Source organism: Dehalobacter sp., assembly GCF_030063005.1.
Taxonomy (GTDB): Bacteria; Bacillota; Desulfitobacteriia; order Desulfitobacteriales; family Syntrophobotulaceae; genus Dehalobacter; species Dehalobacter restrictus.
In genome coordinates, this window is the sequence record NZ_JAPDHR010000035.1 from 1 (window position 1) to 12,638 (window position 12,638).

Genomic DNA, 12,638 nt, shown 5'->3' on the forward strand with positions numbered 1-12,638 from the left:
TTGATTGAAGTACTGGGGTAAAAGACCTTTGTATTTTTATATTTGTAGTACAACAAGAGCAATTATTGGTAAATCAATTTTATAACTGTAAATTAAGGATGAGTTTTTACACGGTCTGTCCATGGCGCTAACAGCCGCGCTCCGCATCCATGCTCCGCTTGACGCTGGAACTTGTGGCACCCAGACCTAATATAGGGTATTCAGGCTTGAATGAAATTATTTGAGCAATGGGTTTAAGAATGTTGTACCGACTGTTTACTTCCCTCAGTAATTGTTATAGAATTTATTCGAATAAATAGGCATATTCATAGATTACCTGCCGAAAAAATGGAGGAAAAGATGTTCCAAGTAAAAGTACCAGCAACTTCAGCAAATCTCGGACCAGGTTTTGACTGTATGGGACTGGCTTTAAGGCTATATAACTATATCCAGGCTGAAGAAAGTGAAAAACTGGAGATTATCCTTAAAGGCACCTATACGAGTAACATTCCTGCAAATGAAAAAAACCTTTTATGGAAAACCGCCTGCAAGCTGTGGCAGAAAATTGATTTTCAGCCGAGACCCTTAAAAATCACCCTGGAAAGCCATGTTCCGCCTGCCCGTGGACTCGGAAGCAGCTCCACTGCCGTCGTCGGCGGACTAATTATCGCCAACGCGGTAGCCGGGAACCCTTTAAACCGGCTTCAATTGCTTGAAGTCGCTTCTGAAATCGAAGGCCATCCGGATAATGTCTCGCCTGCTCTTTGCGGCGGCATCACCCTGACAGTCATGGATGAAAACAAGCTTATTCCGAGGACGCTGGCGAAGTTTCCAAAATTCAAAGCTGTCGTCGTGATCCCGGATATTCTCGTTGAAACTGAAAAAGCGCGTGGGATACTGCCCGCTTCTGTTTCCAGAACTGATGTGATCTTTAACGCTTCCCGCGTTGGCCTTTTAGTTGATGCGTTTATTAAAGAGGAATACGATTTATTGGCGATTGCCACTCAGGACAGGATCCATCAAAATCAGCGGGCTTCTCTGATCCCCGGTATGCCCGAAGCCTTAAAATCTGCCGTGCTCGCCGGCGCGTACGGCGCAGCGCTAAGCGGTTCCGGACCGACCTTGATTGCTTTTTGCCCTCACGGCAAAGAAGATCAGATAGCCCTGACGATGAAGGGCGTACTCCAAGAAAATGGTTTACCTTCTGAAGCCCTGACCCTGGATATTGATTCTGAGGGAGCTGTGCTAACCGAATTTTGATTTTTTAGGGTAACCCCTAAGAAAAACCTTCTCCTACATCAGTACTATGAAATTGCGGCTCTCCCGGATCCTGTCCGTATGAAAAAAGGTGAACTGCGCATTGGTTTCTCTTCCTTCATCATCCAAGATCAGGAACTATATTATACACAGGGCCCTGCCTTTTGTTGTATTTGAAGTGAATGAAAGCAATATGACCTCGGCTTTTTGGGACTCTCTCCACAGTGTTGCAGTCAAACAAAAAAGCAAAAACGACAGACAGCTTACAATTACTAAATTAAAAGCATTTATTCTCGCCCTCCAGAATGCTGAGTAGCATAAAGGGCCAAATATTTTTCATAACTTCTGTAAACTTTCTCGACATATTCCCTGGTCTCTGTAATTGGAATTTCCTCAATACGGTACGCATTCGGGTCCTTCGGCCAATCATCCAGCCAGCTTTGTACCCTGCCGATCCCGGCGTTATAAGCTGCCAGGGTAAGAACCGTATTGCCGGAAAACTCCTTATTCAAAGAAGCAAGGTACCAGGTGCCGTAACGAATATTGGTTTCCGGATCAAGTAAGTCAACCTTTGCGTAATCTTCATTGAGCCAGACAGCTATCTCTTCCGCTGTCCCCGGCATCAGCTGCATCAATCCGACTGCCCCTTTGGATGATTTCGATTTGGTGATGAACCTGCTCTCTTCCCTGATTACGGCAATCACTAGCAAAGGATCTGTTCCATACTTGGCGGCATATTTTTCAACCGTCTGCTTGTATGGAAAAGGATACATCATTCTGCCGATAAAATTTGACTGGTATACAGCCAAAATTATAAACAATAAAAAAATAATTGCTATGGTCTTAACAATTTTCCTCTTTGCGATAAACAAAACGCACCCATCCTATTTCATATATTCTAATATCTTGTTAACCCTTAAATGATAACATCATTTTTTTATTATCTTTTGATTATCCGTATGTTCATCTAAGCGGAGATATGATTTAATTCTGAAACATTATATACGACAAAGCTACTTCAAGGCAAGCTGAGACCTTGCCTGAAAAATCTATGGAGTGGATATCTCAGGAAAACAGTTCTTTCCAAATCATCTCAAGTTGTTTTTCAGTCTCTCTCCAGTCCCCGGAATTATCAATGACCCGGTGGGCTTTCTTTTTTTTGTCCTCAAGCGGCACTTGCGCAGCAAGCCGCCGCTCGGCCTCTTCCCTAGTCAAGCCACTTCGTTCCATCAGCCTGGTGATTTGTATTTCAGCAGGGACATAAACGACCCAAACCTCGTCGACAAATTTTCCCCATCCCGTCTCCAGAAGCAGCGGAATATCCAGGATAATCAGCTTTTCACTTTGGATTTCTGCCTTCAGGCATTGATCCTGCATCTGCTGCCGGATCAAAGGATGAACAAGTTCCTCAAGCCTTTGCCTGGCCTCAGGATCGGCAAATATGATTTTTCCCAGCTCCGCCCGGTCAATCTTCCCATCTCGGACGCATTCAGATCCAAACTCTTTGCCGATCAAAGGGATCAACGGCCCGTCATACAACCTATGAACTGCGTCATCCGCGTCAAAAACCGGGATGCCCTTCTGCGCAAACCAACTGGCAACACGCGTCTTGCCGCTTGCTATTCCTCCTGTAAGTCCAATTTTGATCATGTTTAACCTCAAATTATTTTTAATGACCCGATGAGTATCAGGACGATCCCCGGCAGATACCTGACTCTCGCCAGCACGCTCGCCGGAAGTCTGCCTGTCAATACCTGACCGGTAAAGATCATCAGAATCTGCATCAATGTCACCATCCCGATGACATACCAGAGAATTCCTGTCAGCGCAGCGGCTACGCCCGAAGCAAACGCATCCAGAGACAATGCCACGCCGAGAAGCAGACTTTCATTCAGTGTAATGACGCCGGAGCCGTCAATGTCTGCCGCATCCGGTGTCTTTAAAACCTGAATGACCAGGCCGAAGAAATTTAAATTAATGCAGAACAAAGTACGATATGGATTGTCATCTATCTGTCCGGCTGCAGTTGTCATCACCGGTACAGCTTCGGGAAGTTCCGCTCTGCCTTTCAAAGTCTGAATCAATTGATACGAGCCGATTGCAATAAGAACGACTGCCCCCAAGATACCGGGATGGATCACCGTAAGTTGAGACGTGATCAGATGGCCGCAGTACATGGAAACCGTCATGGCGAGTGTCGTACAAAAACCAATGATCATCATGGAACTGAGCGGTATCCGAATCCTCTTCAGACCGTAGGCCATCCCTACCCCTAAACCGTCAAGACTCAAAGCCAAAGCAAGGATCATTGCCATTCCCATATTCTTTTACCCCTTAAGTATTTCCTTCGGGATAATATATGGCTGTAACCTCGTTTTGGTGTACCGCGCTGGCTCATCTGTATCGTCGGTCTGTCAGTTTTTTCGTACTAATCCTGGTAAGCCAGCCACTCCTCCATCAGATGATCGAGCTCTATCTGCACTTTCTCATACGACTGGTGAAGTGACAATGTCAGTTCATAATCACTGGCTGCGGCATCGAGCTTATCCTCAATTTCTTGAAGCAATAATTCTGTTTCCGCAATTTTTTCCTCGATTTGCTTGATCTTTTTTTCTATCCGTTTGGTATTCTTGGACTCTTCCCTGTAATCTCTGGCTTTTTGAACCTCTTCATTTTTACAGGTCTGATCTTGAGCGGCTTGAGCAGATTCTTTTTCTTCATCTTCACTCTTCTCGCTCATTTCACGATAGGCCGTGTAGTCTCCCTCAAATACCTTCAGACCATTCACTGTAAGCAAAGCAATCTTATTCACGATTCGGTTCAGAAAGTACCTGTCATGGGATACGGTCAAAATTGTCCCGTTGTAATCCTGCAACACTTCCTCCAGGACTTCTCTCGTCTCCATATCGAGATGGTTGGTCGGCTCATCAAGCAAAAGCAGGTTCCCCTGATTCAGAAAAAGCTTGCAAAGTGCCAGCCTGCTTTTCTCTCCCCCACTTAAACCAGCAACAGGTTTGAATACATCCTCTCCCCGGAAGCCAAAACGGGCTAAAACATTGCGTATTTCCGGATCGTCAAGCGTTGAAGAATAACGGATCTCGTCCATGACAATTTCCCTTAAGCCAATATTCTCATGCTCCTGGGAATAGTAGCTGACGGAGACATTCGCCCCGGTCCGGATCGTACCGTTATACGGGATTTGTCCTGTAACAGCTCTTAACAGCGTTGTCTTTCCAATCCCGTTTCTGCCGAGCAGGGCAATCTTATCACCCCGGCGCAATTCCAAACCTACATGTTCAAATATGGTTTTCTGCCCGTACTTAACGGCCAGATCGTCTATCTCGAGAACCCGGTCTCCTGAGCGGGTTTTGGCCTGGAGGCTTATGCTGAGTTTTTTCGAATCTTTCGGCGCATTCACCGGCGTAATTCTTTTCAGCATGGATTCCCTGCCCCGGGCTTGTTTAGCTTTGATTCCGGCACCATGACGCCGGATATACTCCTCCAGGTCCGCAATTTTTTTATTGATCCGTTCCGCTTCTCTGGTCAGCGATATTTTTTCAATATTCCGCTGCAGTTCAAACTCCGAATAATTGCCATTGTAAGCTTTCAGGAACCCATCCTCAATCAGGAAGGTGCTGTCCACGACCCTGTCCAGGAAATACCTGTCATGGGAAACGACAAGCATAGCTCCAGCATAATCGGCCAGGTAATTTTCAAGCCATTCCAGTGCCTCAATATCGAGATGGTTCGTAGGCTCGTCAAGAATCAGAACGTCCGGATCACGCAGCAGAAGTTTGCCAAGCGCCAGACGGGTTTTCTGACCACCGCTTAAATGATTCGCTTCAGTCGTCTGATGCCGGTCCATCCCGAGTCCGGTCAGGATCTTGCGGATCCTGGCTTCGAGCGCATAACCGCCCGCCCTTTCATACTGTTCCGTAAACAGACTGTACCTTTCGAGCGTTTTCTCGTCGGCCTGTTCCGCCATTTTATTTTCCAGGGATCTGAGATTGTCCCGCAGATCAAGAATATCCTGACGTTCCGCCAGCATTTGTTCAAATACTGTACCGTGTTCTGCTGAGGATGCAGTCGTCTGCGGCAGATAACCGACAGTACCCTGCCAGTTGATATCTCCGCTTTCATGAGCAATCTCTCCCATGACAGCCCTTATCAGTGTTGTCTTACCTGCCCCATTGGCTCCGACCAGGCCGGCTTTTTGACCCTTTTCCAAACGCAGCGTTATATGATCCAGCAGAGTGCTCCCTGCTACTTCAATTTCAAGTCCATTGCAATAAAGTATGCTCATCCTTCTGTGAAATACTCCTCCTGGATTCTTTCTTCCTGCATTAAAAGTTATTCCTTCTTCAAAACAAATTTCATCTATTTCTGGCAGTTCGGACAGTACACCGTTGTCCTTCCGGCTACTTTGATTTTAGCCAATTGACCTCCGCAATATTTACACTCCTGACCGCTGCGTCCGTAAACCATCAGATTTTCCTGAAATGCACCCTTCTTGCCGTCTGCATCACGATAATCACGAAATGATGTTCCGCCAGCCGTGATTCCTTCCTGCAGAACCTCACAGATCGCATCGTAAAGCAGAATAATCTCCGACACCTTTAACGAAGCCGTATTTCTATCCGGCAAAATGCCCGCGCGGAACAGAGCCTCGTCCGCATAAATATTTCCGATACCGGCTACGACGGTCTGATCCAGCAGCGCAGCCTTGATCGTACTCTTTTTCCTGGCGAGACGCATCCCGAGCTGGTCAAATGTAAATGACTCGTCCAGCGGTTCCGGACCAAGTTTAGCCAAGCAGGCAGCCTTAAAGGCCATTTGAAAAGACACCAGTTGTATTCTGCCGAATTTACGGATATCGGAGTAATGAAGCTCCCCCTGATCGAGCCTAAACACAACATGCGTATGTTTATTTGGCTCGTGCTGCTCAGGATAATAGATCAAACGTCCGGTCATCCTGAAATGAATGATCATCGTAAGGCCGTGACTCAGGTTCATGAGCAGATACTTGCCGCGTCTGTCAAGGCTTTCAATCGTCCGGTTCCTGGCCAAAGCGCTGAAATCCTCATCCGCCAGAGAAACTGCTGCCGGAGGCCATCGGACTTCGACATCTTCAATTGTCTTTCCCAGAATCCTTGCAGCCAGGGACAGCCGGATACTTTCTACTTCGGGCAGTTCAGGCATCGGATCGACCTCCTAAAACAACAGCGCATCCACCTGATAAGGGACCATATCATACCAGTTGCTTCCGACTTTGCAGTCTACCAGCAATGGAACAGAAATCGGGAAAGCCTGCTCCATCTCTTTCTTGACAATTGCTGCGACCTTGGGAAGCGCTGACGGTTCGACCTGGACTACCAGTTCGTCGTGAACCTGAAGCAAAATTTCTGCCTGCAGGCCCTCAATCGCTTCCGCTACTTTGATCATCGCAATTTTCATAATATCAGCCGCGGTTCCCTGAATCGGGGTATTCTTGGCAATCCGTTCGCCAAACTGCCGCGTCATTCTGTTTGGATGAGACAATTCGGGGATTTTCCGCAGCCGGTTCAGCAGCGTACGAACCTCTCCCTTTTCTTTAGCTTCAGTGACAGCCTCCTCGAGATACCGGTGAACACCGTTGTATCTTTCAAAATACTGGCTGATATAGTATTTTGCTTCTTTTCTCGAAATGGTCAGATCGCGGGCCAGTCCAAAGTCCGTCAGACCATACATTAAACCAAAGTTAACCGCTTTGGCCTTGCGCCGCATATCTGAATTGACTTCGTTCAGCGCTACGCCAAACACCTCGGCAGCTGTACGCCTGTGCACGTCTTCCCCGACCAGGAAGGACTCACAAAGTATTGGATCTTTCGAATAATGCGCCAGAATTCTTAATTCGATCTGAGAATAATCCGCGGATAACAAAAGCCAGTCTTCCTGAGTTGCCTGGAAAACCTTCCTAAGTCTCCGGCCTTCTTCCAGACGGATTGGAATGTTTTGCAGATTCGGTTCGGTACTGGAAAGTCTGCCGGTAGCTGTAACCGTCTGCTGAAACGTGGTATGAATTTTGCCGTCACAGCACTGGGCCAGCAGGCCCTTGACATAGGTGGAATTCAGTTTGACCAGCTGCCGGTATTCCAGTAGTTTTTCCACGACAGCGTGCTCTGTCCGCAATTCTTCCAGCGTTTCTGCATCTGTTGAATAACCCGTTTTGGTTTTTTTGAGTGGCGGGAGCCCTAAACTCTCAAATAGAATCCTGCCAAGCTGCTGCGGCGAATTGATATTAAAGTTTTCACCGGCCAGATTGTAAATCTCACTTTCCAATCGGCCGATCTTAACCTCAAGTTCCTGACCATATTCCTGGAGTTTCGCCTTGTCCAGGGCAATTCCGGTCTTTTCCATCCTAGCCAATATGAGGCTTAAAGGCTCTTCAACCTCATGCAAGAGCTTTTCAAGATCGTCTTCCGCCAGTTTTTCCATATAGGAAGCGGCAAGTTTCCGCAGCAACGCAGCCTCACGGGCCGGCGTATTTGAAAACAGATCCGTCACATAATCCCCCAGCAATTCGGAAGCGCTATAATTGGACCGGTTCGGGTTTAACAGATAAGCGGCCAGGCTTAAATCCAAATCAACGCCGGCGAATGTCTTATTCTCATTCAGAAGCAGTGAATATACCCCCTTGCTGTCTGCCACCACTTTGCGGACACCGTCGTCAGCCAGGATTTCTTCCCAGAGACGCAGTACACTTGGAGCAGCAGCATACCGGTTTAGCGAATACGTATAATGTTCATCGCAGATCCCCATTTCAGTCCAGAGCCCCTGATGAATATTCCTGCCCTCAAAACGATAACTGAGTGCGAGGACCGGTTTCTGCTCAAGCCAGGTATTCAGCAGCTCCAGCCAGCCTTCTCCGTCCATGTTCTTTTCTTGCTGGATAGTATCAATGATCTCTGCCCCTGATGCTTTTTGCTTCTTGCCTTTTTCGATGATTTGCTCAGGACCCGTTACCGCAGCGAGGCTCTGTTCAAACAGCGACGCGACTTTATATAAGCTGTAGCCATGAAGGATCTTTTTGCAGGCATCTTTGTCCGGCTCCGCCCATCTTAAGTCGTCAAGAGAAAACGCAACCGGCACATCGTGAATCATTGCTGCGAGCTTTTTGCTTAAGAGTGCCTGATCAGCGTATTGATTCAGCAGTTCCTTTAATTTATTGCCTTTGACTTCATCCTTATTCTGCAGCACATTTTCGACGGACCCATATTCGTGAAGCAGTTTCAGTGCTGTCTTTTCCCCCACACCGGGAATCCCGGGGATGTTGTCCGAAACGTCCCCCATCAGGCCTTTCAGATCGATAATCTGAGCAGGCTTCAGCAGATATCTTTCTTCCAGCCGTTGTTCGTTGTAACATTCAACTTCCGAAATCCCTTTCATTGTCAGCAGCACAGAGCTATGCGGTGAAATCAGCTGAAGAGCGTCCCTGTCTCCGGTAAAGATTAAAACTTCTATTTGCTGGGCAATCGCCAGATCATTTACTGTCGCTATGATATCATCCGCTTCGTAACCTTCCAGTTCCAGGATCGGAACGGCCATCACCCGCAAAATTTCTTTAAGATAATTAAACTGCGGCCGCAAAGTCTCCGGTGTCTCTTTCCGGTGAGCTTTGTAGCCTGCAAACTGCTCGATGCGGACCGTTGCTTTCGTCTTGTCAAAAGCTACGACCCAATAATCTGGCTTCTGCTCTTTCTGTAGCCTGAACAGCATGGTTAAAAAACCGTGTACAGCATTCGTCGGAAGCCCTTCGTTGGAAGTAAGCGGCGGAAGCGCATAGAAAGCTCTATTTATAAGACTGTTACCGTCTAAGATCAGCATCCGGGGCATTGTAATACTCCTTTCAAGAACCGTTTCTTCAGAATCTCCCTCGGAATCATTCGTCAAAACAATTCCTTTGAATATACCTTTCTATATCATAACCTTTTCTAGAATCAAGTACAACAAGTACACAGCACAGAAAAATAAACGGCTGCATTACTGCAAGCCGTTTAATATCCGCTGATTTCAGTCATTCATACTTCTTTGTCCGCTGCATCATTGATTTCGATCCTTCATCTGCTTTTCTCTGAAAAGTATCGGAGATCTCCCGGATATTGGCATTGACCTCCGAGGGCAGACAGTTCCCGCCTCTCTAAGGCATCCTGTTATAGACAATAGGCTTAAAGGAAAGTTTTGACTTTTTCTTTTTTTCTTCTATGGATTTAAGATCGTCAGAAGGCTCGCTCACATATTCAGTCTCAGGGTTGGATTCCAGTACAGTTATGCCATCTGCTTGGTCATGGTTCTGACTCTTCCCTATGAACCTTGCACCCTGTTCAATCTGAAGCCCTTTTGTTTTTATATCGCCATAGACTACGGCAGTTGAAGCTATTACCAATAAGTTCTCAGCTGTAATATTCCCATGTACTTCTCCCTGTATCCGGGCGTTTACAGCAAAAATTTCCGCTTCTACTTTTCCATGCGGACCCACAAGCAGATCTGCTTTTGTTTCAATTGTTCCTTCAAGCTCCCCATCAATTATCACATTGGTTCTGGAGTTTATTTTTCCTGTTATTTTGCATTCTTTGGCAACGTACACGTCATTATCTGTTTTTTTACCAAATTCGACAGCTTCCATCTTCTTTTCCTTTCACTCTTCCATTATTAAACATTATATTTAAATTTAGGATATGACAACGGACCCAAATATTATATAGGCCATTAGTCCTATTTTTATACAATAACTGCAAACAGTGATATATAAGTCCACAATAACTTAGAGTAATCAGCCGAAATATATAGGATCAGGCACATAGTGGAAATAGAAAGAGGACACAGCAAAAACTGCATCCTCTTTCTTATGTCAATTATCCTGTACGTTTATTCGGACCGCGAATCCTTTTCCCTGATTTCAACCCTGCGGATTTTGCCGCTGATGGTTTTGGGAAGCTCGGTCACAAACTCAATTACCCTCGGATATTTATAGGGTGCGGTTACCTTTTTGACATGATCCTGCAATTCCTTAATCATGTCTTCCGAAGGTTCGTAACCTTTGTTCAGTACGATCGTCGCCTTGACATTAAATCCTCTGATAGGATCCGGAACACCCGTTACCGCTGATTCCAGAACAGCAGGATGCTCTGCGAGCGCCGACTCGACTTCAAAAGGCCCGATGCGGTAACCGGATGATTTAATAATGTCGTCATTCCTGCCGATATACCACAAGAAACCAAGCTCATCACGGTAGGCCAGATCACCGGTATGATACAGGCCGTCATGCCAGGAACGCTGCGTATTCACTTCGTCCCGGTAATAGCCCATGAAAAGACCTTTCGTCTTGGTCGCGTAATCCGGAGCTTTGATGCAGATTTCCCCGGTCACACCAGGGTCAACCTCTTTGCCGTCTTCATCCGCAACAACCATCTGATAACCGGGTGTAGGCATCCCCATCGAACCGGGTCGCGGCTGCACCCATGGGTACAGGATTGAGCAGCAGACGGTTGTCTCCGACTGCCCAAAGCCTTCAAAGATACGCAATCCGGTAGCCTGCCGCCATTGATTGAACACTTCCGGATTTAAGGCCTCTCCTGCGGTGCAGCAGTGTTTCAGCGCCAACAAATTGTAGCTCTTGACATCTTCCCGCAGCATAAAGCGGTACATGGTCGGCGGTGCACAGAAAGTGGTTATCTGGTATTTCTCCAGTTTCTGCAAAATATCCGCACCGTTGAATGTATCAAAGTCATAAGTAAAAACCGCTGATTCACCTAACCACTGGCCATACATTTTGCCCCAGAGGGATTTCAGCCAGCCAGTGTCGGAAATTGTGAAATGAAGGCCGCCAGGCTCTACTCTGTGCCAAAAAATGCCCGTCATAATATGTCCTAAGGGATAAGCATGATCATGCGAGACCATCTTGGGATAGCCGGTCGTTCCGGAGGAAAAGGCCATAATCAGCATATCCGTGACTTTGGTCGCTTCTTCGCCGGTAGGGCGTTCCCATTTGTCAGACGCAGCTTCAATCCCGGCTTCAAAATCGAGCCAGCCCTCTCCTGCATCCTTATGTTTGGTCACCGCTTTCATCTGAACCGTTTTACATTCTGGAGCAGCCTCGTCAAAATGCCGGGTACAATCACCGTCTGCGGTAATCACGGCCATCTTGATACCTGCCGCCTGGCAGCGATAGATATAATCTTTAGCCGTCAGCAGGTTCGTTGCTTGAACGGCCACTGCGCCAATTTTATGCAGGGCCATCATCGCATACCAGAACAAATAGCTTCTTTTTAAAACCAGTAGGACAAGATCTCCTTTTTTAATGCCAAGTGACTTAAAATAATTCGCCGTCTTATCAGACCAGCGTTTCATTTCAGCAAACGTAATTCTTTTTTCTTCACCATTATTGCTTACCCAGAGCATCGCCAGCTGATCGGGTTTCTCCTCAGCCAGTTTATCAAGGACATCGTAGGCAAAGTTAAAATCATCCGGACAGGTCACCTTAAAATTCTTATATAAATCTTCCAGCGTGACATAGTCGTCCCGGTGTCTGCCAATATACTTCTCATACATGATCATGTGCGCGTCCTCCTTTATTTCATGACGATGGCCAGGAATTTTGCCGGAGCATCGCCATGGGCCTTCATCGCGTGGGGAACGGACGAATCGAAGTAAACGCTGTCACCCTCACCGAGTTCGTAAACCATCTCACCGATAAAAAAGTCCATGGATCCTGAAACCAGGTAATTGAATTCTTGCCCGTCATGGGAATGACGTTCCGGTATTGCATTGTTCGGTTCTACTGTCACCATAAACGGTTCAGCTTTCTTATTGCGGAAGGTGAAGGCCAGGTGCTTGTAATCGTAAGCTTTTCGGCGGTTGATCTCATACCCGCCGCCGGCTCTGACCACGCAACAGGTGGATAGCTTCGGTGACTCACCGCTGATGATATCCAGTACGTCAACCCCTAAAATACCTGCAACATTGTACAGAAAACTAAACGAAAAATCTTTTTCCCCTGTTTCATATTGAAGATAATCCGCAACCGGAACATCGAGTATCTCAGCAATCCTTTCCGGCGTGAAGCCCGTTGACTCGCGCAGCATCAATAAACGTGCGCCCATATCCTTTAGTTGATCAGTCAAGTTAATGGCACCTCCTTATAATTTTCCTGTTTTAAGTAAACTTGGCTGAAGCCAAGCCTTGGCTAAGGCTACAGCCTTAGCTGCACTTATGTATAGCAGAAAGCGTTTAGAACCTTCCTGCTATACTAAAATAATTGCCGAATCATACTACTATACTATAACACTATGTTTCAATAGTATTATAATACTATGCTGTAATACAATACGGCAATACTTTTACAAGACTTTTTTAAAATACTTAAG

At 46.5% G+C, this 12,638-nt stretch carries 10 protein-coding genes; 1 reads left to right on the forward strand and 9 read right to left on the reverse strand.

Going from position 1 to position 12,638, the window contains the following annotated elements; all coding sequences use genetic code 11:
- Positions 1-339: 339 nt before the first annotated feature.
- Positions 340-1,239: a homoserine kinase gene (gene thrB, locus OKX56_RS09950; protein WP_019226455.1), complete on the forward strand. Its 900-nt coding sequence runs from the start codon at positions 340-342 to the stop codon at positions 1,237-1,239.
- 284 nt (positions 1,240-1,523) lie between these two features.
- On the opposite strand, the gene OKX56_RS09955 is transcribed toward thrB, so the two are convergent.
- The 9 genes from OKX56_RS09955 to OKX56_RS09995 form a co-directional block, all read right to left on the reverse strand.
- Positions 1,524-2,108, reverse strand: a complete 585-nt coding sequence (locus OKX56_RS09955; protein WP_019226457.1) for a lytic transglycosylase domain-containing protein — start codon at positions 2,106-2,108, stop codon at positions 1,524-1,526.
- Positions 2,109-2,301: 193 nt separating this feature from the next.
- Positions 2,302-2,886, reverse strand: coding sequence for a dephospho-CoA kinase (coaE, locus tag OKX56_RS09960; protein WP_019226458.1), 585 nt, complete (start codon positions 2,884-2,886; stop codon positions 2,302-2,304).
- An 8-nt stretch (positions 2,887-2,894) separates the two neighbouring features.
- On the reverse strand, positions 2,895-3,557 hold the full coding sequence (gene ytaF / locus OKX56_RS09965) for a sporulation membrane protein YtaF (protein ID WP_019226459.1): 663 nt from the start codon (positions 3,555-3,557) through the stop codon (positions 2,895-2,897).
- A 107-nt stretch (positions 3,558-3,664) separates the two neighbouring features.
- Positions 3,665-5,539, reverse strand: coding sequence for an ABC-F family ATP-binding cassette domain-containing protein (locus tag OKX56_RS09970; protein ID WP_019226460.1), 1,875 nt, complete (start codon positions 5,537-5,539; stop codon positions 3,665-3,667).
- 74 nt (positions 5,540-5,613) lie between these two features.
- The gene (mutM, locus tag OKX56_RS09975) at positions 5,614-6,435 is read right to left on the reverse strand and encodes a DNA-formamidopyrimidine glycosylase (protein WP_019226461.1); all 822 of its coding nucleotides are present in this window, start codon (positions 6,433-6,435) and stop codon (positions 5,614-5,616) included.
- A 12-nt stretch (positions 6,436-6,447) separates the two neighbouring features.
- Positions 6,448-9,108 carry a DNA polymerase I gene (gene polA, locus OKX56_RS09980; protein ID WP_025205817.1) on the reverse strand — a complete coding sequence of 887 codons (2,661 nt, stop codon included), beginning with the start codon at positions 9,106-9,108 and terminating at the stop codon, positions 6,448-6,450.
- A gap of 304 nt (positions 9,109-9,412) precedes the next feature.
- A complete protein-coding gene (locus OKX56_RS09985; RefSeq protein WP_019226463.1) occupies positions 9,413-9,898 on the reverse strand; it encodes a bactofilin family protein in 486 nt (161 codons plus the stop codon).
- A gap of 242 nt (positions 9,899-10,140) precedes the next feature.
- Entirely contained in the window at positions 10,141-11,829 is a 1,689-nt protein-coding gene (locus OKX56_RS09990) for an AMP-binding protein (protein WP_019226464.1), read from the reverse strand.
- 14 nt (positions 11,830-11,843) lie between these two features.
- Entirely contained in the window at positions 11,844-12,395 is a 552-nt protein-coding gene (locus OKX56_RS09995) for a helix-turn-helix domain-containing protein (protein ID WP_019226465.1), read from the reverse strand.
- Positions 12,396-12,638: the final 243 nt, after the last annotated feature.

Bases quoted from the DNA above. Each gene is read 5' to 3' on its own strand.
- ytaF (WP_019226459.1), bottom strand. From the start codon at position 3,557: ATGGGAATGGCAATGATCCTTGCTTTGGCTTTGAGTCTTGACGGTTTA.
- OKX56_RS09990 (WP_019226464.1), bottom strand. From the start codon at position 11,829: ATGATCATGTATGAGAAGTATATTGGCAGACACCGGGACGACTATGTC.
- mutM (WP_019226461.1), bottom strand. From the start codon at position 6,435: ATGCCTGAACTGCCCGAAGTAGAAAGTATCCGGCTGTCCCTGGCTGCA.
- polA (WP_025205817.1), bottom strand. From the start codon at position 9,108: ATGCCCCGGATGCTGATCTTAGACGGTAACAGTCTTATAAATAGAGCT.
- OKX56_RS09985 (WP_019226463.1), bottom strand. From the start codon at position 9,898: ATGGAAGCTGTCGAATTTGGTAAAAAAACAGATAATGACGTGTACGTT.
- OKX56_RS09970 (WP_019226460.1), bottom strand. From the start codon at position 5,539: ATGAGCATACTTTATTGCAATGGACTTGAAATTGAAGTAGCAGGGAGC.
- coaE (WP_019226458.1), bottom strand. From the start codon at position 2,886: ATGATCAAAATTGGACTTACAGGAGGAATAGCAAGCGGCAAGACGCGT.
- thrB (WP_019226455.1), top strand. From the start codon at position 340: ATGTTCCAAGTAAAAGTACCAGCAACTTCAGCAAATCTCGGACCAGGT.